At 58.2% G+C, this 21,022-nt stretch carries 17 protein-coding genes; 9 read left to right on the plus strand and 8 right to left on the minus strand.

Translation table 11 applies throughout. From position 1 onward, the window contains the following. Positions 1 to 57: 57 nt before the first annotated feature. The 5 genes from EL098_RS00205 (at position 58) to EL098_RS00225 (ending at position 4,373) form a co-directional block, all read left to right on the plus strand. The gene (locus tag EL098_RS00205; RefSeq protein ID WP_126354155.1) at positions 58 to 858 is read left to right on the plus strand and encodes a DeoR/GlpR family DNA-binding transcription regulator; all 801 of its coding nucleotides are present in this window, start codon (positions 58 to 60) and stop codon (positions 856 to 858) included. Positions 859 to 963: 105 nt separating this feature from the next. Beyond that, positions 964 to 1,650: a D-allulose 6-phosphate 3-epimerase gene (alsE, locus tag EL098_RS00210; protein ID WP_126354156.1), complete on the plus strand. Its 687-nt coding sequence runs from the start codon at positions 964 to 966 to the stop codon at positions 1,648 to 1,650. Positions 1,651 to 1,661: 11 nt separating this feature from the next. Further along, positions 1,662 to 2,603: a ribokinase gene (locus EL098_RS00215; protein WP_126354157.1), complete on the plus strand. Its 942-nt coding sequence runs from the start codon at positions 1,662 to 1,664 to the stop codon at positions 2,601 to 2,603. 38 nt (positions 2,604 to 2,641) lie between these two features. Further along, entirely contained in the window at positions 2,642 to 3,970 is a 1,329-nt protein-coding gene (fucP, locus tag EL098_RS00220) for an L-fucose:H+ symporter permease (protein WP_126354158.1), read from the plus strand. Position 3,971: 1 nt separating this feature from the next. Continuing rightward, positions 3,972 to 4,373 carry a VOC family protein gene (locus tag EL098_RS00225; RefSeq protein WP_126354159.1) on the plus strand — a complete coding sequence of 134 codons (402 nt, stop codon included), beginning with the start codon at positions 3,972 to 3,974 and terminating at the stop codon, positions 4,371 to 4,373. Between the two features lie 64 nt (positions 4,374 to 4,437). On the opposite strand, the gene fdhE is transcribed toward EL098_RS00225, so the two are convergent. The 4 genes from fdhE to fdnG are packed head-to-tail and all read right to left on the minus strand — an operon-like array spanning position 4,438 to position 9,952. Next, positions 4,438 to 5,367, minus strand: a complete 930-nt coding sequence (gene fdhE, locus EL098_RS00230) for a formate dehydrogenase accessory protein FdhE (protein ID WP_126354160.1) — start codon at positions 5,365 to 5,367, stop codon at positions 4,438 to 4,440. Next, positions 5,364 to 5,999, minus strand: a complete 636-nt coding sequence (gene fdoI, locus EL098_RS00235; protein WP_126354161.1) for a formate dehydrogenase cytochrome b556 subunit — start codon at positions 5,997 to 5,999, stop codon at positions 5,364 to 5,366. The genes fdhE and fdoI overlap by 4 nt, the downstream gene beginning before the upstream one ends. After that, positions 5,996 to 6,898 (minus strand): formate dehydrogenase subunit beta, encoded by a 903-nt coding sequence (fdxH, locus tag EL098_RS00240; protein WP_126354162.1) that lies wholly within the window; start codon positions 6,896 to 6,898, stop codon positions 5,996 to 5,998. The genes fdoI and fdxH overlap by 4 nt, the downstream gene beginning before the upstream one ends. 3 nt (positions 6,899 to 6,901) lie before the next feature. Then, positions 6,902 to 9,952, minus strand: coding sequence for a formate dehydrogenase-N subunit alpha (fdnG, locus tag EL098_RS00245; protein WP_164716749.1), 3,051 nt, complete (start codon positions 9,950 to 9,952; stop codon positions 6,902 to 6,904). Positions 9,953 to 10,164: 212 nt separating this feature from the next. Here fdnG and fdhD point away from each other — a divergent pair, with 212 nt between their 5' ends. After that, complete coding sequence (gene fdhD / locus EL098_RS00255) at positions 10,165 to 10,956, plus strand: formate dehydrogenase accessory sulfurtransferase FdhD (protein ID WP_126354165.1); 792 nt, start codon at positions 10,165 to 10,167, stop codon at positions 10,954 to 10,956. Between the two features lie 159 nt (positions 10,957 to 11,115). Here fdhD and exaC read toward each other — a convergent pair whose 3' ends face one another. The 4 genes from exaC to EL098_RS00275 form a co-directional block, all read right to left on the minus strand. Further along, positions 11,116 to 12,654, minus strand: coding sequence for an acetaldehyde dehydrogenase ExaC (gene exaC / locus EL098_RS00260; protein WP_126354166.1), 1,539 nt, complete (start codon positions 12,652 to 12,654; stop codon positions 11,116 to 11,118). Positions 12,655 to 12,791: 137 nt separating this feature from the next. Next, a complete protein-coding gene (selB, locus tag EL098_RS00265) occupies positions 12,792 to 14,627 on the minus strand; it encodes a selenocysteine-specific translation elongation factor (protein WP_126354167.1) in 1,836 nt (611 codons plus the stop codon). Continuing rightward, the gene (selA, locus tag EL098_RS00270) at positions 14,624 to 16,012 is read right to left on the minus strand and encodes an L-seryl-tRNA(Sec) selenium transferase (protein ID WP_126354168.1); all 1,389 of its coding nucleotides are present in this window, start codon (positions 16,010 to 16,012) and stop codon (positions 14,624 to 14,626) included. Before selA ends, selB begins: the two co-directional genes overlap by 4 nt. 69 nt (positions 16,013 to 16,081) lie before the next feature. Continuing rightward, on the minus strand, positions 16,082 to 16,690 hold the full coding sequence (locus EL098_RS00275; RefSeq protein ID WP_126354169.1) for a glutathione S-transferase: 609 nt from the start codon (positions 16,688 to 16,690) through the stop codon (positions 16,082 to 16,084). Positions 16,691 to 17,205: 515 nt separating this feature from the next. Between EL098_RS00275 and EL098_RS00280 the strand changes: the two genes are divergently transcribed. The 3 genes from EL098_RS00280 (at position 17,206) to mtlR (ending at position 21,019) form a co-directional block, all read left to right on the plus strand. Continuing rightward, complete coding sequence (locus EL098_RS00280; protein ID WP_126354170.1) at positions 17,206 to 19,125, plus strand: PTS mannitol transporter subunit IICBA; 1,920 nt, start codon at positions 17,206 to 17,208, stop codon at positions 19,123 to 19,125. A gap of 160 nt (positions 19,126 to 19,285) precedes the next feature. Next, on the plus strand, positions 19,286 to 20,434 hold the full coding sequence (gene mtlD, locus EL098_RS00285; protein ID WP_126354171.1) for a mannitol-1-phosphate 5-dehydrogenase: 1,149 nt from the start codon (positions 19,286 to 19,288) through the stop codon (positions 20,432 to 20,434). A 45-nt stretch (positions 20,435 to 20,479) separates the two neighbouring features. Then, positions 20,480 to 21,019, plus strand: coding sequence for a mannitol operon repressor MtlR (mtlR, locus tag EL098_RS00290; RefSeq protein WP_126358324.1), 540 nt, complete (start codon positions 20,480 to 20,482; stop codon positions 21,017 to 21,019). Positions 21,020 to 21,022: the final 3 nt, after the last annotated feature.

The following is a 21,022-nucleotide window of genomic DNA, read 5'->3' on the forward strand; positions in this document are numbered from 1 at the left end:
CTCGCAATCGGCGATGCCGGAAACCAGTAATCTGATTTTGCACTTCAGGAGGCACCTATGTTACCGCTAGAACGTCACCGTTTAATCCTACAACTGCTCGGGCAGCAAGGCGTGATGCGGGTGAATGACATCGCTGCCGCATCCGGCGTTTCCCGTGAAACGGTGCGCCGTGACCTCAGCGAACTGCAGCGCAGAGGGATGCTCAGCCGCAGTCATGGCGGCGCGCTGGTATCCGAGAATGCCCTGCCGATAAGTATTCTGACCCCGCAGGGCTTGCCGGTTCAGGATGCGCAGGGCAGCTTCCGTCAGAGAACGCTGCTGAACAGCGAAGCCAAGATGCGCATTGCCCGTAAGGCGCTGCGCCTGCTGCAGCCGGGAGACACCATTTTGCTCGACGGCAGCAGCAGCAGCTGGTTCCTTGCGCGTCAGCTGCCGGAGATGGCGCTGACCGTCATTACCCCGTCAGTGAGCATTGTGCAGACGTTAATGAGCCGCCGCTCTCTGCGCGTGGTGGGGCTGGGCGGGGAGCTGTCGGCGAGCGAAGAGGCTTTTTTCGGCGAAACAACGGCCAGAATGTTGCTCGAGCATCCCATCGAGACGCTGTTTTTCTCGTGCCAGGGGCTGGAGCGCGATAGCGGTCTGTATGCCGCCAGTGAGGCGCACGCAGCGCTGCTCAAGCAGATGATTATTCAGGCTCGCAAAGTGGTCGCGTTGATGGACGGCAGCAAGCTCGGACGTTTAGGCGTGGCCCGCGTCGGAGGGCTGGGGGATCTGGACTGGCTGATTACCGAGACCTTCAACGATCCGCTGCTGGAAAAGGAGATGACCTGGCATAACGTCGGAGTGCAGATCGCCTGAGTGCCCGTCATGTCGTGACGGATAAAAACCGCACTGTCATTCACACCGCCCGTTCGGTGGGGCCTGACTTTGCCTGAAATCTGACTATTTTCCAGGAGAAGCGCTATGAAGTATTACATTTCCCCGTCACTGATGTGCATGGACATTATGAAAACAGCCGAGCAGCTGCAGGTTCTGAACCAAAAGGCTGACATGCTGCATGTGGACGTGATGGACGGGCACTATGTTAAAAACCTGGCGCTTTCCGCCGCCTTCGTCGCCCAAATTCGCCCCTACACGACGTTGCCTGTCGACGTCCATTTGATGGTAGAAAACCCGGCCGATTTTATTGGGCCGCTGATCGAAGCCGGAGCGGACTCGTTCTCCGTGCATGCCGAAGTCATCAGCCGTGAAGCGTTTCGAATCATTCATACCCTCCGCGATGCCGGGAAAAAGGTGGGTGTCGTTCTCAACCCGGCCACGCCCGTTGAGGCGCTGAACCATTACCTTCACTTGCTCGACAAAGTCACCGTGATGACCGTCGATCCTGGCTACGCAGGGCAGCCGTTTATCCCCGAGATGGTGGAGAAAATTGCTCAGCTGCATCGCCTGAAACAACAGCGCCAGCTTGATTTTCTTATTGAGGTGGACGGCTCCTGCAACCGCAATACCTACCGCCAGTTGCTGACCGCCGGGGCTCAGGTACTGATCCTGGGCAGCAGCGGCCTGTTCCGCCCGGATGTGGCGCTGGAGCAGGCCTGGCAGACCATGACCCGCGATATTGAAGCTGCACTCAGCCCGGCACACGCCTGAGGAGAAATGTCATGACAGGAAAAGTTTGTGTATTTGGCTCGTTCAATTTCGACATGGTCGCCAGGGTGGAGCGTTTTCCTGTGCCCGGAGAATCGTTGGTTGCTACCGGCAGCATGACCAGCGCCGGCGGGAAGGGAGCAAACCAGGCCACGGCGGCGCTGAAGGCGGGGGCTAACGTGCATTACATCGGCAAAATTGGGGAGGACACTTTCGGCCAGTTCGCCCGCCGTCACCTGAAAACCGTCGGCTTTAACGCCATCACGCTGCTGACCACCGATGAAGTGCCCACCGGCAACGCCCTGATCTATGTCGCCGGCAACGAAGCGGAAAACATGATTGCCGTCGATCCCGGTGCGAACATGACCGTAACCGACGAAGAAATTGCCCAGTGTATTCCGGCGATTAGCTGCGCCGATGTGGTGTTGGTGCAGCTGGAGAATAACCTTTCAGCGATTCAGCAGGTGATTAACGCAGGCCGCGAGCATGGCGCATTTGTGGTGCTGAACCCCGCGCCTTATCAGCCCGTAGACGATGCGCTGCTGGCGAGTGTGGATCTGCTCACGCCAAACGCCACCGAAGCCTGGCTGTTAACGGGCTGCCGGGTCACCGATTCCGAAAGCGCGAAGCTTGCCGCCGATGCACTCCATGCCAAAGGCGTGGCAAGAGTCATTATCACTCTGGGTGCCGTCGGCGCCCTGCTAAGCGAGGGAGGACAACAAAACGTGATCCCTTGCTTCCCATCCCACCCCCGCGATACCACCGGCGCCGGGGATGCCTTCAACGGCGCGCTTTGCGCACGTCTGGCCTGCGGAGAGTCTCTCCATCAGGCCGCCAGATTCGCGGCTGCCTATGCCGCGGTCAGCGTTGAGAAACACGGCGCTTCTGCTTTACCAGAGTATCAGGAAGCGCTGGAACGTCTTGCCCTGGCTACCCCACACCATGAGGTAGCGTAAAAACCTTACGATAAAATAACCGATTACGGGGACTTCACATGAGTACTCTGATTAACGATAAAGTGAGCGACAACGTTCACACTGAAAAGCTGGACACCAGCGCCTACCTCGCCCATACGCCCTGGCTGCAGTTTTTGCTGGTTTGCTGCCTGTTTGCGCTGTGGGGGATGGCCGGAAACCTGAACGATATCCTGATTGCTCAGTTTAAAAAGGGGTTCGATCTGTCGGATACCCAAACTGCGCTGGTGCAATCTATCTTCTTCCTTGGCTATTTCTTCGTAGCGCTCCCGGCAGCCGCGCTGATAAAACGCTACTCCTACAAAGCTGCGATTATTACCGGGCTTTGCCTTTACGCGCTGGGCTGCTTCCTGTTTATCCCTGCCGCAGAGGTGATGACCTACGGCGCGTTCCTTGCCTGTCTGGGCGTCATCGCCTGCGGCCTCTCTTTCCTGGAAACGTCGGCCAACACTTACTCAAGCCTGCTGGGGCCGATTAAAACGTCCACCCAGCGCATTAACTTCTCGCAGATTTTTAACTCGCTGGGGGTCATTTCCGGGGTGTTAATCGGCCAGATCATGGTGTTTGGCAAAGATGACCCGAGCCATGAAGAACTGCTAAAAATGCCTGCCGCTGCGGCAGATGCGGCACGTCACCAGATGGTGGGTCAGGTCGTCGGGCCATACCTGATTATCGGTTCTGTGCTGGTGGTGCTGGCGCTGATCTTTGTCTTTGTGAAGTTCCCTATCTGCAAAGGTGACGCGCCAAAGCAGCAGGTTTCTTCCGAGGGGATGGGCAGCACGCTGCGACGTTTATTCGCGATCCCTCGTTTCCGCCTCGGCGTGCTTTCACAGTTCCTTTATGTTGGTGCGCAGGTTGGGGTGTGGAGCTTCACTATCCGTTTCGTGCAGCTGGTTCAGCACGGCACCAGCGAACACTCGGCAACCTACTGGTTACTGGCCTCGCTGGTGATTTACGCGGTGGGTAAAGGCGTTGCGACCTGGCTGATGAACCGTTTGAACCCTGCGCTGCTGCTCGGCGTGTTTGCCTCTGTCGCCACGCTGTTGTTGCTGATTGCCGTGGCCAACCACAGCATGCTGGCCGTCTATGCGCTGATTCTGGTGAGCTTCTGCATGGCGCCGTGCTGGCCAACTAACTTTGGCCTGGTGATCAAAGGTATGGGGAAAGACACCCAGACTGCAGGCTCAATTGTGGTGATGTCGATTATCGGTGGGGCGGTGATCCCGCTGGTGATGGGCGTCATCTCTGACATTAACCACGGCAACATGCAGATTGCCTTCCTGGTGCCGCTGCTGTGCTTTGTGTATGTGGGTTTCTACGGTTTCTGGTGTGTAAGGAAGGGGGTATAACATGCGCGAACTGGTGAAACATTTGGCCCATATCGGCTATCAGGTAAGCAATCTTGAGCGTTCACTGGCCTTCTATCTCCCGCTGGGTTTTGAGGTGAAAAGTCGCTACAGCAAAACCGCCTCGATTGGCGAAATTGAAGTGGCCTTTATTGAACTTGGCGGCGTGTTACTTGAGCTGTACCAGCTTCCACAGAGCGAGTGCTTCGATGTGCCACGCTGCGGTATCGACCATATTGCGCTCGAGGTGAGTGACCTTCAGGCCGTTGCCGCTCGTCTGGAAACGCTGGGCTATAAGCTGGATGAAGGGCCGGTAACGGAATCGTCGCCAATGAATAGGGTGAGTTTTTTACTGATTCGCGGGCCAGATGGCGAAAGGCTGGAGTTTGATCAGACTGCTGCCTGATGCGGAAGGGAACGGGCGTGTTTTAAAAGAAAACGGCATTCAACTTTGAATGCCGTTGGTCGTTTTATTCCCCTTCGCCAGGGAATAAGAACGGGTTGATGCTGCTGCGGGCGAAGCCTTCCTGCTCCATGCGGGCGTCAAGCACCAGCGAGGCCAGGTCGTCGGCGACGGCTTCCACTTTCGGGTCCTTCTCCTGATAGAGAATTTTCAGGTAGGTGCCGCAGTCGCCGCAGCTTTCGGCTTTGATTGCCGCCTGCTCGCTGTCCAGCGACCAGTAGTTTAAGTCGCGGGTCTGCTCGCAGTTGCTGCACTTCACGCGCACCACATGCCATTCGGTTTCGCACAGGTTGCAGTGCAGGTAGCGCAGGCCATTGGTGGTGCCGATGTGCACCATGCTGGAGACCGGAATCGAGCCGCAAACCGGGCAGAACTGGCGCTGTTCGCCGTACTCGGCTTTAGCTTTGCCGGGGATAAGCGTCGCCATTTGCGCCCAGTAGAGCGACAGCGCGGCCCAGATAAACGGCGCTTTGTCGCTGCTCACCAGCGCGAAGTCGGCGTTGAACAGCGCGGTGGCCATCTCTTCCAGCTCCTGCGAAGAAGCCTTTTCAAGATTTTCAATCACGGCTAACGCCGGGCCGTCCATCTCTGGCTTCAGCTCGGCAATCAGCGACTGCAGCAGGCGCTGCCAGTGCGGGTCGCGCGGCAGGACGTGAATGTCCAGCGGCGGCTTGCCGGTTTTGGCGGCTTCAGCAATCAGGGCGGTTAAATCCCTCTCCAGCGGATGGTCGTACAGCACCACTTCCTGCGCGTGGGCAATCAGCGCGGCAAAGCGCAGATAGTCGCCCAGCGGGTTGCTGGCAGCCAGCTCGCGCAGCCGTTCAGCGCGGCGGTTGTAGAGATTTTTGAGCCTGGGGAACAATAACGGCGGAATCATTTCCGCCGTGCGTTTATCGCTCTTCTCCAGCTGATCTTGCGGGATTATGCGAATACTCATTCAGATTTATTTTCCGTTGTCTTGCGGACTTCGCGGTACCATTTCGGGTGATGTTTCTTCGCCCACGTCGTGGTAACCCAGCCCTCCACCATCGCGGTGATGGTGCCTTTTACCCAAAGGGCGGCGTAAATATGCACCATGATAACCACAATTAACGCTACCGCTGCAAATGAATGCACCATTAACGCCAAGCGAATAACCGGAATAGGGAAGGCTGGCGCAAAGTAAGGACGCCAGATAACTACGCCACTCACCAGCAGCAGCACCAGGAAAATAATCGCCGCCCAGAACACGCATTTCTGGCCGAAGTTATAGCGCCCGGTGTCTCCCACTTCCTCGTTGACGACGATCTTACGAATATTCTTCGCCCAAAAGATATCATCCCGATTGATTAGGTTGTGGTGCCAGTAACGGAAAAACATGATGATGAACGACGCGAACATCACCACCCCAACGAACGGGTGGAGGATGCGCGCCAGCTGCGGCGTACCGAGAATGCCCATCAGCCAGTTGAAGGACGGGAAGAAAAAGCCCAGTCCGCTCACCGCCGCCAGCACGAAGCAGAAGGCGGTGACCCAGTGGTTGATGCGCTCAGGCGCGCTGTAGCGCTGAATGGTCGGTTGCTTTTTCATTTACGCACCTCGTCGTCGTCATGGTGCAGATTATCGTCCTCTTCTTCGGCACGGTTCGGGCCGACCCCAACGTAGTGGAAGACGCTGGCGGCGAAGGTGGCCGCAAAGCCGATGGCGGCCAGCGGTTTCCAGACGCCTTTCCAGAACTTCACGGTTGGGCTGATGGACGGGTTCTCCGGCAGGCCGTGATACAGCGTTGGCTTGTCCGCATGATGCAGCACGTACATGACGTGCGTTCCGCCTACGCCCGCCGGATCGTACAAACCTGCGTTGTCATAACCACGGGTTTTCAGCTCCGCCACGCGCTCGCCGGCGAGGGTTTTCATATCCTCTTTCGATCCAAAATGAATCGCTCCGGTCGGGCAGGTCTTCACGCATGCTGGCTCCTGGCCCACGGTGACGCGGTCTACGCACAGGGTGCATTTGTAGACGCGGTTGTCTTCCGGGTTCAGGCGCGGCACGTCGAACGGGCAGCCCGCGATGCAGTAGCCGCAGCCGATGCACTGCTCGGACTGGAAGTCGACGATGCCGTTGGCATACTGAATAATAGCCCCTTCCGACGGACACGCCTTCAGGCAGCCCGGATCCGCGCAGTGCATACAGCCGTCTTTGCGGATCAGCCATTCCAGTTTGTCGTTCTGCTCCACTTCCGAGAAGCGCATCACCGTCCAGGATTTGGCGGTCAGGTCCGCCGGGTTGTCGTACACCCCGACGTTATGTCCCACTTCATCGCGGATGTCGTTCCACTCTGAACACGCCACCTGGCAGGCCTTACAGCCGATGCAGGTGGTGACATCGATAAGTTTGGCGACCTCCTGCTGATGATCCCGCGCCTGTGGCGCGGGCGTGAAGCCGTTAGTAGCGGAACGACGGATAATGTCCTGAGATTGATAAGCCATCCGTTACACCTTTTCCACGTTGACCAGGAACGCCTTGAACTCTGGCGTTTGCGTGTTGGCATCCCCGACAAACGGCGTCAGGGTATTGGCGATAAAGCCTTTCTTCGCCACGCCTTCGTAACCCCAGTGAATCGGGATCCCGATGGTATCCACCTTCTGGCCGTGAACGTCCAGGGTGCGGATACGCTTGGTCACCACCGCCTTGGCCTTGATGTAGCCGCGGTTGGAGGAGACCTTCACCGTGTCGCCGTGGGCGATGCCGAGCCTGTTGGCCAGCTTCTCGCCAATCTCGACAAACTGCTCCGGCTGCGCGATGGCGTTCAGCAGCGCGTGTTTGGTCCAGTAGTGGAAATGCTCCGTCAGGCGATAGGTGGTGCCGACATACGGGAACTTGTCATGCTTGCCCATCGCTTCCAGGTCATCTTTAAACACGCGTGCTGCCGGGTTGGAGACCACGTTCGGGTGCAGCGGGTTGGTACCCAGCGGCGTTTCAAACGGCTCGTAGTGTTCCGGGAACGGCCCCTCTGCCATCTTGTCGAGGGCAAACAGGCGACCCAGTCCTTCCGGCTGCATGATAAACGGCCCGACGCCGCTGTCCGGTGCGGCGGTGCTGTAGTCCGGTACGTCGATGCCGCCCCATTTCGCGCCATCCCAGGAGATCAGGCGGCGTTTTTCATCCCACGGTTTGCCCGACGGGTCGGCGGAGGCACGGTTGTACAGAATTCGGCGGTTAAGCGGCCACGCCCATGCCCAGCCGAGCGTATTGCCCAGGCCTGACGGGTCGGCGTTGTCGCGGCGAGCCATCTGGTTACCGTCCGGTGTCCAGCTTCCTGCGAAGATCCAGCAGCCGCTGGACGTGGTGCCGTCGTCGCGCAGCTGGGCAAAGGAGCTAAGCTGCTGGCCTTTTTTCACCAGCACCGCGCCGGTGGCCGGGTCGATAACGTCTTCCAGCGCCTTGCCGTTGCTTTCCATGGCCACTTCTTCCGGCGCCGGGTTGTCCGGCGTCAGGTACTTCCAGGTCATGTTCAGCACCTGCTCAGGCACTTTACCGCCGTCGCGCTCGTACATATGGCGCAGGCGGGTGAAGATGCCGGAGAGGATTTCGCCGTCGTTCAGCGCTTCCCCCGGTGCATCCGCCCCTTTCCAGTGCCACTGCAGCCAGCGGCCGGAGTTGACGATGGAGCCGTTCTCTTCCGCGAAGCAGGTGGACGGCAGACGGAATACCTCGGTCTGGATTTGCGACGGGTCAACGTCGTTCATCTCGCCGTGGTTCTGCCAGAAGTTGGACGTCTCGGTGTTCAGCGGGTCAATGGTGACCAGGAACTTCAGCTTCGAGAGCGAGGCCACAACCTTGTTCTTGTTAGGGAACGAGGCCACCGGGTTAAAGCCCTGGCACAGATAGCCGTTGACCTTGCCCTGGCTCATCATTTCGAAGTACTGCAGCACGTCGTAGCCTTTGTCCCACTTCGGCAGCCAGTCATAGCCCCAGCTGTTCTCCTTCGTCGCTTTGTCGCCAAAGAAGGCTTTCATCATCGAGACGAAGAATTTCGGGTAGTTACTCCAGTAGTTCACCTGGCCCTTCAGCAGCGGTTTAGGCGTGTTGGCGGCGAGGTAGGTGTCGATGTCGGTCTGTTTTTCGCTCGGTAGGTTCATGTAACCCGGCAGGCTGGTGGAGAGCAGGCCGAGGTCGGTCAGACCCTGAATGTTGGAGTGGCCGCGCAGGGCGTTAACGCCGCCGCCTGCCATCCCCATGTTGCCGAGCAGCAGCTGGATCATCGCCATGGTGCGGATGTTCTGCGCGCCGATGGAGTGCTGTGTCCAGCCGAGGGCGTACAGGAACGACGCGGTTTTATCCGCCACGCTGGTTTCGGCGATGTACTCGCAGACCTTCAGGAAGTCCTCTTTCGGCGTACCACAGATGCTGGTGACCACGTCCGGCGTGTAGCGGGAAATATGCTCTTTCAGCAGATTCCACACGCAGCGCGGGTGCTGCAGCGTCAGGTCGCGTTTCGCAAAACCTTCTTCATCCAGCTCGTAGTTCCAGGTGGTTTTGTCGTATTTGCGGTTTGCCGCGTCGTAGCCGGTGAACAGCCCGTCGTCGAAGCCGAAGTCCTCGCGCACAATCAGATTGGCGTTGGTGTAAGACTCGACGTACTCGCGGTTGAATTTGTTGTTGTTTATCAGGTACAGCAGTACGCCCGACAGGAAAGCAATGTCGGTCCCGGAGCGGATAGGCGTGTAGAAATCCGCCACCGAAGCGGTTCGCGTAAAGCGAGGATCGATAACAATCAGCTTCGCGCCGTTGTGGATTTTGGCTTCCATCGCCCAGCGGAATCCCACCGGATGCGCTTCTGCCGCGTTGCCACCCATTACCACGACGAGGTTGGCGTTTTTGATATCAACCCAGTGGTTGGTCATCGCACCGCGACCAAATGTTGGAGCAAGACTTGCTACCGTTGGTCCGTGTCAGACACGCGCCTGGTTATCCACGGCAAGCATGCCGAGGGCGCGGGTAAATTTCTGGGTTAAATAGCCGGTTTCGTTGCTGGACGCGGAGGCGCAGAGCATCCCCGTGGAAAGCCAGCGGTTTACCGTGGTGCCCTGTTCATTCTTTTCGATGAAGTTGGCGTCGCGGTCCTCTTTCATCAGCTTCGCGATGCGGTCAAAGGCATCTTCCCAGCTGATTTGCTGCCATTTATCGGAGCCTGGTGCGCGGTAAGAGGGGGTTTTCAGGCGGCTTTCGGAGTGAATGAAGTCCACCAGACCGGCCCCTTTCGGGCACAGCGCGCCGCGGTTGACCGGGTGGTCCGGGTCACCTTCGATATGGAAAATTGAGGCTTTTGCGTTTTTTGCGCCGTCGCCGAGGCTATACATCAATAGCCCACAGCCGACGGAGCAGTATGTACAGGTGTTACGGGTTTCACGGGTGCGCAGCAGCTTGTACTGCCGGGTTTCCGCAAGCGCAGCGCCGGGGGCAAAACCCAGTGCTGCTGCCGTGGTGCCTGCCATACCGCCAGCACAGATCTTAAAGAACTGCCTTCTGCTGACCTGCATGGATCGCTCCTTACATTTCGACATTTCACATTGCTTAGGATTTATTTTGCGGGGTAACCCGCAAAGGTTCACAATTGGAACCAGTATAGATTTTGATGGCTTACTTCCCTTCATCCGGAAGGGGTATTAAGTAGAATACCACAATGGTCCTGAGGGTGTTCTCGAATGGTTAAAACTAAGTGAACAAATTTCGCTACTCTGACAAAAAACTTATGGAACAGGTAACCGGCGCACGCACGATCGAGCTCTGGCACCGGGGCAATCTCACCGTGGGTGAAACCGACTGGATCGCCGAGGAGGTGCCTGTCGCGCTCGTCTACAACGGTATTTCTCACGTTGTGATGATGGCTTCGCCAAAAGATCTGGAGGCTTTTGCGCTCGGTTTTTCCCTGTCCGAAGGCATTATTGACAGTCCGGCAGACATTTACGGGATGGATGTATTGGCATCCTGTCACGGCGTTGAGGTGCAGATTGAGCTTTCCAGCCGCCGTTTTATGGGGCTGAAGGAGCGCCGTCGCGCGCTGGCTGGGCGAACCGGCTGCGGGGTATGCGGCGTCGAGCAGCTGAGCGATATTGGCCGCCCGGTGCCGCCGCTGCCCTTTACCCAGACCTTTAGCCTTGAAAAGCTGGATGAGCCGTTGGGTAAAATGCGCGACTACCAGCCGATTGGCGGGTTGACCGGCTGCACCCATGCGGCGTTATGGCTGGATGCGGAAGGGCAAATTCTCGACGGACGGGAAGATATTGGTCGCCATGTGGCGCTGGATAAGATGCTCGGCATTCGCAGCCGTAACCAGTGGCAGCAGGGCGCAGCGCTGGTTTCAAGCCGTGCGAGCTACGAAATGGTGCAGAAGGCCGCGATGTGCGGCGTAGAAATCCTTTTTGCGGTCTCCGCCGCCACGACGTTAGCGGTTGAAGTCGCTAAGCGCACCAACCTGACGCTGGTGGGCTTTAACCGCCCAGGCCGTGCAACGGTTTATACGCACCCGGAGCGGCTGCGCTAGATTTCCCCTCACCCCGGCCCTCTCCCCAAAGGGGCGAGGGAGGAAAGAAGGGGAAGGTATATCAGCTCTCTCCCCAAAGGGGCGAGGGAGGAAAACAAGCCGCGGAGTATTTTTATCCCCTCTCCCTTCCAGGGAGAGGGTTAGGGTGAGGGTCAAACCTCAGAACAGGCCCAGCGGCTTATCGGAATAGCTCACCAGCAGGCACTTGGTCTGCTGATAATGCTCCAGCATCATCTTATGGGTCTCGCGCCCAATCCCGGACTGCTTGTAGCCGCCAAACGCCGCGTGTGCCGGGTAGGCGTGGTAGCAGTTGGTCCACACGCGCCCGGCCTGAATACCGCGCCCCATTTTGTAAGCCAGGCTGCCGTTGCGGCTCCAGACGCCTGCGCCGAGGCCATATTCGGTGTCGTTCGCCAGCTCCAGCGCCTCCTCCACGGTTTTAAAGGTGGTGACGGCGAGCACCGGGCCGAAGATCTCTTCCTGGAATACGCGCATGTTGTTTTGACCAAACAGAATGGTAGGTTCGAGGTAGTAACCCGCCTGCAGGTCGCCCGTCAGCGCTTTTCTCCGCCCGCCGGTCAGCACGTCCGCGCCTTCTTTCTTGCCGATATCGATGTAGTTGAGGATGGTTTCCATCTGCCCGTGGGACACCTGCGCGCCCATCTGGGTTCGGCTGTCCAGCGGGTTGCCGCTGCGTATGGCTTCTACGCGGCGAATCGCACGCTCAATGAAGCGCTCGTAAATAGACTCCTGCACCAGCGCACGGCTCGGGCAGGTACAGACCTCACCCTGGTTAAAGGCGAACAGCGCAAAGCCCTCCAGCGCTTTGTCGAAGAAGGCATCTTCCTCTTCCATTACGTCGGCGAAGAAGATGTTCGGGGATTTGCCGCCCAGCTCCAGCGTGACCGGAATAATGTTCTGGGTAGCGTACTGCATGATCTGCTGGCCAACCTCGGTGGAGCCGGTAAACGCCACCTTGGCAATACGTTTAGAAGTGGCAAGGTATTCACCAATCTCGCCGCCCGCGCCGTTGACTACGTTAACCACGCCCGGCGGCAGCAGATCGCCGACCAGCTCCATCAGCAGCAGCACGGAAAGCGGGGTGAGCCGGGCAGGCTTCAGGACGATGCAGTTACCCGCCGCCAGCGCCGGGGCCATTTTCCAGCTTGCCATTAAGAGCGGGAAGTTCCACGGGATAATCTGCGCCACCACGCCAAGCGGCTCGTGGAAGTGATAGGCCACGGTATCTTTATCCACCTCGCTGATGCCGCCTTCCTGCGCGCGTATGCAGGAGGCGAAATAGCGGAAGTGGTCGATAGCCAGCGGCACGTCGGCGGCGCTGGTTTCGCGGATGGGTTTGCCGTTATCCCAGGTTTCCGCCGTTGCCAGCAGCTCGATGTTTTGCTCCATGCGGTCGGCAATTTTCAGCAGAATAGCGGCGCGCTCCTGTACGGACATCTGCCCCCACTCTTTTTTGGCCGCATGAGCGGCATCCAGCGCCAGGTCGATGTCGGCTTTGCCGGAGCTGGCGATTTCGCACAGCGGCTGACCGGTGACCGGGGTGAGGTTTTCGTAGTATTGACCGCCCACCGGCGCGACCCACTGGCCGCCTATATAGTTGTCGTAACGGGGTTTAAGTTTAAGCGGGAAACCATACTCGCCTGGGATGATGCGTGTATCGGGAGGATTATTAGTCATAGCCGTCTCCTTGTGATGGTTCATTCTCAAGGGTAGTCCGGCCCGGTTAATTCTTCGCCATTTCTCGTCTGCTTTACGACACGCTTCACGGATCCCCTCCCGAGAAGAGGAAAAGCCTCTTCTCGCTGAAAGGGAGATTACGAAGCGGTAAACAGCGCCTTATCGCGCAGCAGATGGTCGTTGCCGCGCCGCCGGGTGAAGCCGGTTTTGTCGAAGTACTCGAGTATCTGAATCGCCAGCTTGCGGCCTACACCGAGCCTGTCGCGGAAGTCGGCGGCGTTGGTGGCACCGTGGGTTTGATCCAGTTCGCGGATCAGATCGGCAAACGCCTGCAGGCGATCGTTTCGGTAATAACGATCTTTCAGAATCGCGGTTACCAGCCCCTGCTGGGCGGCGGATCTCAGTAGCTGGCGCATTACCTGTTCTTCCTCGCCGGTTTCTTTGGCCAGGTCGCGAACCCACCATGGCTCGTCGCCAAGCAGCGCGTCCACTTTGTCCCACACCGCCTGCTGCGTGGCAGAAAACCCCGGTTCGTACCCAGGCAGATGCAGCCAACCCTGGCGGCTTATCAGCAGGCCTTCACCGCGCATCCTTTCGATAAGCGACAGCACCAGCCCTTCGTCTTCTGAGGGCAGTGCCATACGGCGCAGGCGCTCACGCCCCGGCCCCGGCTGATCGTCATGCTGCTGGTGGTAGCGTTCCAGCACCTCGAGAAGTTTTTGCTGCCAGCGAGCAGCCACCTCCTGGCTTAGCAGGGCATTACCCGCCTGCAGGTAGCCCGGCTTCGCAAGCTGTACCTGAAGTCCTTCCGCCGTGAGCTGACGTGCCCAGGCAAATTCGCTGAGCAGAACGGCTCCGCGTGTTAAATGCGCTTCCAGCGCCTGTTGATCATCGGTAGCCTCAGCCAGCTCACCTAGCCAGCTGAGGAACGCGGGCTGACGCTTGCCGCGGCGTGGTGCATTGAGCAGCACGGCACGAGCACCGGCGAGCGTGGTGCGGGCGCTGATGTCGCGCAGCACCAGGCGGTCGTTATCCGCCAGCCACAGCGGTACATCCAGCACCAGTTCGGCCAGATTGTTTTCAAGCAGGGAAACTCGCCCGGTCACGTGGCGTGCTGAATGGTGAATATGCAGCGGCTGCCATTGCTGAAGCGGCTGCAGCGGCTGCAGTTCGACGATGACGCGCTCAACCGGCAGCAGCGGTTTTTCGCTCAGCAGCCAGTCGCCACGGCTGATGTCCGTTTTTTCCGCATCACCGCTGATGTTCAGCGCAATGCGCTGCCCGGCCACCGCGCTGGAGACTGGCTGATTTTGGGCGTGCAGGCCGCGCACGCGCATCGGCTTATCTGCACCGGTCAGCCAGAGCGAATCGCCAGCGTTAACTTTGCCGCTTAGCGCAGTGCCGGTTACTACCAGCCCAGCGCCCTTAATCGTAAAGGCCCTGTCGATAGCAAGACGGAAGCGGTGCGAGGTGGCGTGAGGGCGTTCGTTTAGCCCTTTGAGATGCTGCTGCAGCGCCTCAATGCCTTCTCCGCTGGCGGCTGCGGTAACAAAAATGGCGGCCTTCGTATCGCCGAGCAGGGCGGTAACTTCTGCGCGGACTTCCTCAATGCGGCTTTCGCTCACGCGGTCGGCTTTGGTCAGCGCGACGGTAATCTGTGGGTTGCCCGTCAGCTGTAAAATAGCCAGATGTTCGCGGGTTTGCGCCATCACGCCATCGTCGCAGGCGACGACCAGCAGCGCATGATCGATGCCGCCGACGCCCGCCAGCATGTTGGCCAGAAATTTTTCGTGCCCCGGCACGTCAATAAAGCCGATGACGCGGCCATCCGGCTGCGGCCAGTAGGCATAGCCCAGATCGATGGTCATGCCGCGCTTTTTCTCTTCCGGCAGCCGGTCGGCATTTACGCCGGTCAGCGCCTGGAGAAGGGTGGTTTTGCCGTGGTCGACATGCCCGGCGGTGGCAATAATCACTTGGCGATCCCCTCCAGCAGCAGCGCTTCGTTTTCCAGGCAGCGTAAATCCAGCCACAGGCGGCCATCGGCAATGCGGCCAATCACCGGCCTCTCAAGTGTGCGCAGGGTTTGCGTCAGGGAGGCAAGCGTTGAACCACGTCCATCTTTTGGCGCAAAGGTCAGAGCCGCGCCAGGCAGACGGTCAACGGGTAAAGAGCCGCTACCGATTTGCGACAGACACGCCTCTACACGCACGTTAAATCGCTCGCCAAAACGCTGCTCAAAAACGGGCAGCAGGCGGGTTGCCTGCTGGTGGATATCCTCGGCGCTGCGGGTCAGCAGGCGCAACGTTGGCAGACGCTCGACCAGCGTTTCCGGGTGCTGGTAGAGCCGCAGCGTGGCCTCCAGCGCCGCCAGCGTCATTTTGTCGGCACGCAGCGCGCGTTTCAGAGGATGGCTCTGAATACGCTCAATAAGCGCCTTTTTGCCCACGATGATCCCGGCCTGTGGGCCGCCGAGAAGTTTGTCGCCGGAGAAGCTGACCAGGCTCACGCCGTCGGCAATCAGCTGCTGCGGCATAGGCTCAGGCGGTAAACCCCACTGGCTTAAATCCACCAGCGAACCGCTGCCGAGGTCGGCAACCACCGGCAGGTTAAGTTCGTTGCCCAGTGCGGCCAGTTCGGCTTCGCTGACCGCTTTGGTGAAACCTTCGATGTGATAGTTGCTGGTATGAACCTTCATCAGCAGCGCGGTGTTTTCGCCCGCCGCAGCCCGGTAATCTTTCAGGTGCGTGCGGTTGGTGGTACCGACTTCAACCAGCGTGCAGCCTGCCTGGCGCATGACGTCGGGGATGCGGAACGCGCCGCCAATCTCCACCAGCTCGCCTCGCGAAACCACAACTTCGCCGCCGTTGGCGCTGGCGGCCAGCATTAACAGTACCGCTGCCGCATTATTGTTGACGATGCAGGCATCTTCCGCGCCGGTCAGCTCGCAAAGCAGGTCGGCAATGGCGCGATCGCGATGGCCACGGCCTGCGTCGTCGAGTGAATATTCGAGCGTAACCGCAGAGCGCATGGCTTCGCTCACCGCCTCAATAGCCGCTTCGGCCTGTAGCGCTCGCCCGAGGTTAGTGTGCAGCACGGTGCCGGTCAGGTTGAACACCGGCAGCAGAGCGCTGCGCTGGCTGGCCTCAAGTTCCTCTCGCGTTTTCTTTGCCCAGTCCTCGCTCCAGTCCGGCAGCTTGTTCGCCTCGCGGATGTGTTCGCGCGCTTCGTTCTGCAGCGACCTGAGGGTAGCAACCACGCGGGTGTGCCCGAACTCGGCAAGGAGGGCGGTAAAGGCGGCATCGCGCAGCAAGCGGTCGGTCGCCGGAAGATGGCTAAAAAGTGTTTGAGCTGTCGTCATGGCAGGGACTGGGTTAGGGAATTTGTTAGCAATATTATAGGGGACAACGTCCCCTGTCCTGGCAGCAGATCATGCCGCGGGTGGTTCAGTGCGTGCAAAGCTCTCGCGCTGGAACAGCTGCTCTACCAGTTTGACCAGGTGCGGGCGATTGACGCACCAGCCCGGCGCAACGCGGCGGAAATTGAGGTAGCCAACGGCGCAGGCCGCGGAGATATTGGCCAGATTGAGCGGCTCTGCGGTCAGCGTGCCGTCGGCAGCGTACTGCTCCAGCATATCGAGGGCTCGGGCAATTTTCTCTCGCTGGCGCAGCAGCACCTCTTCGGACTGCTGTTCCGACGGGCGCAGTTTTTCACGCACGGAAGTTAACGCCGCATCCAGAATGCCGTCGGCTAACGCCTCAAGCTGGCGCACTTTTAGCGCTGCTTTCGGGTCGAGCGGAATCAGCTCTGGCGCTATGTTCAGCAGCTCAAGGTATTGGGCGATGATCGGCGAATCAAACCAGCGCTCGCCCTCGTCGGTAATCAGCGTTGGCACTTTGCCCAGCGGGTTGTACTGCGGGGCAGGACTGCCGCCTACCCACGGATTGACGTTAATAAACTCAAAGCTGAGGCCTTTTTCCAGCAGGATGACCGAGATCTTTCGCACATAGGGGCTGGTGTAGTTACCGATCAGTTTCATGACATTATCCGTTTTTGCCAACTTGAGGTAAGTATGAAACAGATACCCAACATTGCTGAAAAAGTCTACGACAGCGGCGCTTTTCCCCTCCCGCCTCGCTGTAATTAACTTTCACCGAGCAAGGAGCTCTCGCCGACTGTCAACTGCCATATTTTAACTGGATCACACACGGGGGAGACTGCCTGAAAATATCTTGTGATGTAGATCACAAATAAATAACAAAGGCGTCATAACTAAATGTGATGTTAATCACATTAAAGGGCCGATAAGGGTTTAAAAATTCACCGTGTACTTTTTTTACACAGCAATTATGTGATCTTCGTCACTCACCGAGGTTGGTTGAACCCTGATTATTAGTGATCTTTGTCACATAATAAGGCGTTAGCTGGACAGCTAAACGATTCAGTGCCAGATTCGCGTCACTTTCTGCTTCATAAGGCCGGCGACCCTGCCGCTACGTTAACAATAAACCTCGGGCTGCTTTTCAGCGCGTAACACCAACAAGGGGTATGTGTATGTCATCCGATATCAAGATCAAAGTGCAAAGCTTTGGTCGTTTCCTCAGCAATATGGTAATGCCAAATATCGGGGCGTTTATCGCCTGGGGTATTATCACGGCCTTATTTATTCCTACCGGATGGTTGCCAAACGAAACGCTGGCGAAGCTGGTAGGCCCGATGATCACTTACCTGCTGCCGCTGCTGATCGGCTTTACCGGTGGCCGCCTGATTGGCGGTGACCGCGGCGGCGTTGTCGGTGCTATCACCACCATGGGCGTTATCGTCGGCGCAGACATGCCGATGTTCCTCGGCGCCATGATTGCCGGTCCTCTGGGTGGCTGGGCTATCAAGCACTTCGACAAATGGGTCGACGGTAAAATCAAATCCGGCTTTGAAATGCTGGTGAACAACTTCTCTGCCGGCATCATCGGGATGATCCTGGCCATTCTGGCGTTCCTCGGCATCGGCCCTGCGGTTGAAGTCCTGTCCAAACTTCTGGCGGCAGGCGTTAACTTCATGGTGGTGCACGACATGCTGCCGCTGGCCTCTATCTTCGTAGAGCCGGCGAAAATCCTGTTCCTGAACAACGCTATCAACCACGGTATCTTCTCGCCGCTGGGGATTCAGCAGTCCCACGAACTGGGCAAATCTATCTTCTTCCTGATCGAAGCGAACCCAGGTCCAGGTATGGGCGTACTGCTGGCGTACATGTTCTTCGGTCGCGGTAACGCTAAGCAGTCCGCTGGCGGCGCGGCTATCATCCACTTCCTGGGCGGTATCCACGAGATTTACTTCCCGTATGTGCTGATGAATCCACGCCTGATCCTGGCCGTTATCCTTGGCGGTATGACCGGCGTGTTCACTCTGACCGTGCTGAACGGCGGCCTGGTTTCCCCGGCTTCCCCAGGTTCCATCCTGGCGGTACTGGCGATGACCCCAAAAGGCGCTTACTTCGCTAACATCGCGGCTATCTGCGCGGCCATGGTCGTTTCCTTCGTGGTGTCCGCCATCCTGCTGAAAACCAGCAAGGTGAAAGAGGAAGATGACATCGAAGCTGCCGCTCGCCGTATGCAGGAAATGAAAGCCGAATCCAAAGGTGGCACCGCGCCGCTGGCGGTAGGTGCAGGCCTGTCTAACGACCTGAGCCACGTGCGTAAAATCATCGTTGCCTGTGACGCAGGTATGGGCTCCAGCGCCATGGGTGCGGGCGTGCTGCGTAAGAAAGTGAACGATGCCGGCCTGAAAAATATCTCCGTGACCAACTGCGCTATCAACAGCCTGCCGGATGACGTTGACCTGGTGATTACCCACCGCGACCTGACCGAGCGTGCGATGCGCCAGGTGCCACAGGCGCAGCATATCTCCCTGACCAACTTCCTCGACAGCAGCCTGTATGCCAACCTGGTTGAGCGTCTGCTGGCCTCTCAGAACCTGAGCGACAAAGAAGTGAAGGTGATGCACAGCCTGGAAGACAGCTTTGTCTCCAGCGAAGACGGCGTGTTCAAGCTGGGCGCGGGCAACGTGTTCCTCGGCCTGAAAGCCAACACCAAAGAAGAAGCGATTCGTTTTGCCGGTGAGCAACTGGTAAACGGCGGTTACGTACAGCCTGAATACGTTGACGCGATGTTCGAGCGCGAAAAACTGACCCCGACCTACCTGGGCGAAGGCATCGCGGTTCCTCACGGTACCGTTGAAGCGAAAGATCGCGTGCTGAAAACCGGCGTCGTGTTCTGCCAGTATCCGGAAGGCGTTCACTTCGGTGAAGAGCCGGAAGATATTGCCCGTCTGGTTATCGGTATTGCCGCCCGCAACAACGAGCACATTCAGGTGATCACCAGCCTGACCAACGCGCTGGATGATGACTCGGTGATTGAGCGCCTGGCGCACACCACCAGCGTCCAGGAAGTGCTGGATCTGCTGGCCGGTAAGAAATAAGACCCTCACCCCGACCCTCTCCCTCAAAGGGAGAGGGAGTAAAAAGGGGAGGTTCTGGATGTACCCTCTCCCTTATGGGGAGAGGGCTAGGGTGAGGGGATTCGCATACAGTATCCTTACCCCAGCCCTAACGGGTGACATAATCAGGAAGGTTAACGCAATGAAAGCATTACATTTTGGTGCAGGTAATATCGGTCGTGGCTTTATCGGTAAACTGCTAGCGGACGCCGGTCTGCAGCTGACTTTTGCCGACGTAAACCAGGTGGTTCTGGATGCTCTGAACGCGCGTCACAGCTACCAGGTTCATGTCGTGGGCGAGCAGCAGCAGATTGATACCGTGTCCAACGTGAATGCCGTCAGCAGCATCGGCGACGACGTCGTCGCGCTTATCGCGCAGGTCGATCTGATCACTACTGCGGTAGGCCCGGTTGTGCTTGAGCGCATCGCGCCAACGCTTGCCAAAGGCCTTGAGCTGCGCCGCGCCAACGGCAACGAAACGCCATTGAACATTATCGCCTGTGAAAACATGGTGCGCGGTACCAGCCAGCTGAAAGAGCACGTGAAGAAAGCGCTGTCCGCCGATGCGTGGGCATGGGTTGAGCAGCACGTCGGCTTCGTGGACTCGGCGGTTGACCGCATCGTTCCTCCTTCTGAATCGGCCACCAACGACCCGCTGGAAGTGACCGTTGAAACCTTTAGCGAGTGGATTGTTGATAAAACCCAGTTTAAAGGTGAGCTACCAAACATTCCTGGCATGGAACTTACTGATAATCTTATGGCGTTTGTCGAGCGCAAGCTCTTCACGCTGAATACCGGGCATGCTATAACCGCGTACCTCGGTCAGCTGGCCGGGCACCAGACTATCCGCGATGCCATTCTTGACGAGAAAGTTCGCGCCGTAGTGAAAGGGGCGATGGAAGAGAGCGGCGCGGTGCTGATTAAGCGCTACGGCTTTGAAGCTGATAAGCATGCTGCGTACATCAAGAAAATCCTTGGTCGTTTCGAAAACCCTTATCTGAAGGATGATGTGGAGCGAGTGGGTCGTCAGCCGCTGCGTAAACTCAGCGCCGGTGACCGCCTGGTTAAGCCGCTGCTCGGCACCATTGAGTATGGTTTGCCGCACGTTAACCTGATCAAAGGGATTGCGGCAGCCATGCACTACCACAGCGAGCAGGATCCTCAGGCGCAGGAGCTGAAACAGCTGCTGGCAGACAAAGGCCCGCAGGCCGCGCTGGCGGAAGTCTCCGGTCTGGCCGCGAGCAGTGAAGTCGTTGCCGAGGCGGTGAAGGCGTATAACGCCATAGCGTAACCCTATGCAGGCGCGGTGGATGCCGCGCCTGAAACATGTTTAGTGATGCAGGCAAAAATGGAAGAAACCCAGGCCTTTGAAAACCGCGTGCTTGAGCGACTGAATGCCGGCAAAACCGTACGAAGCCTGCTAATTGCCGCCGTCGAGCTGTTGACCGAAGCGGTCAATATCCTGGTGTTACAGGTGTTCCGCAAAGACGATTACGCGGTGAAATATGCGGTTGAGCCGCTGCTGGACGGCGACGGGCCGCTGGGCGACCTTTCGGTACGCCTGAAGCTTATTTACGGGCTGGGCGTACTGAACCGCGCCGAGTACGAAGACTGCGAGCTGCTCATGGCGCTGCGCGAAGAGTTAAATCATGACGGCAACGAGTACAGTTTTACCGATGATGAAATTCTGGGCCCGTTTGGCGAGCTGCACTGCGTAACGGCGCTGCCGCCGACTCCGACCTTCGTTGACGGTAGTGACCCGGAACTGCTCGCGATGCAGCGTCAGCGCTACATGCAGATAGTTCGCTCCACGATGGTCCTTTCCCTGACTGAGCTGATCTCCCGGATCAGCTTAAAAAAAGCCTTCCAGAAATAGCCG

This window comes from Cedecea lapagei (assembly GCF_900635955.1).
GTDB lineage: Bacteria > Pseudomonadota > Gammaproteobacteria > Enterobacterales > Enterobacteriaceae > Cedecea > Cedecea lapagei.

What these genes read in the sequence shown, in the direction of transcription:
- EL098_RS00275 (WP_126354169.1), bottom strand. Translation starts at nt 16,690, where the DNA reads ATGAAACTGATCGGTAACTACACCAGCCCCTATGTGCGAAAGATCTCG.
- selA (WP_126354168.1), bottom strand. Translation starts at nt 16,012, where the DNA reads ATGACGACAGCTCAAACACTTTTTAGCCATCTTCCGGCGACCGACCGC.
- mtlD (WP_126354171.1), top strand. Translation starts at nt 19,286, where the DNA reads ATGAAAGCATTACATTTTGGTGCAGGTAATATCGGTCGTGGCTTTATC.
- exaC (WP_126354166.1), bottom strand. Translation starts at nt 12,654, where the DNA reads ATGACTAATAATCCTCCCGATACACGCATCATCCCAGGCGAGTATGGT.
- EL098_RS00205 (WP_126354155.1), top strand. Translation starts at nt 58, where the DNA reads ATGTTACCGCTAGAACGTCACCGTTTAATCCTACAACTGCTCGGGCAG.
- fdxH (WP_126354162.1), bottom strand. Translation starts at nt 6,898, where the DNA reads ATGGCTTATCAATCTCAGGACATTATCCGTCGTTCCGCTACTAACGGC.
- EL098_RS00225 (WP_126354159.1), top strand. Translation starts at nt 3,972, where the DNA reads ATGCGCGAACTGGTGAAACATTTGGCCCATATCGGCTATCAGGTAAGC.
- fucP (WP_126354158.1), top strand. Translation starts at nt 2,642, where the DNA reads ATGAGTACTCTGATTAACGATAAAGTGAGCGACAACGTTCACACTGAA.
- fdhD (WP_126354165.1), top strand. Translation starts at nt 10,165, where the DNA reads ATGGAACAGGTAACCGGCGCACGCACGATCGAGCTCTGGCACCGGGGC.
- EL098_RS00280 (WP_126354170.1), top strand. Translation starts at nt 17,206, where the DNA reads ATGTCATCCGATATCAAGATCAAAGTGCAAAGCTTTGGTCGTTTCCTC.
- alsE (WP_126354156.1), top strand. Translation starts at nt 964, where the DNA reads ATGAAGTATTACATTTCCCCGTCACTGATGTGCATGGACATTATGAAA.
- fdoI (WP_126354161.1), bottom strand. Translation starts at nt 5,999, where the DNA reads ATGAAAAAGCAACCGACCATTCAGCGCTACAGCGCGCCTGAGCGCATC.
- mtlR (WP_126358324.1), top strand. Translation starts at nt 20,480, where the DNA reads ATGCAGGCAAAAATGGAAGAAACCCAGGCCTTTGAAAACCGCGTGCTT.
- EL098_RS00215 (WP_126354157.1), top strand. Translation starts at nt 1,662, where the DNA reads ATGACAGGAAAAGTTTGTGTATTTGGCTCGTTCAATTTCGACATGGTC.
- fdhE (WP_126354160.1), bottom strand. Translation starts at nt 5,367, where the DNA reads ATGAGTATTCGCATAATCCCGCAAGATCAGCTGGAGAAGAGCGATAAA.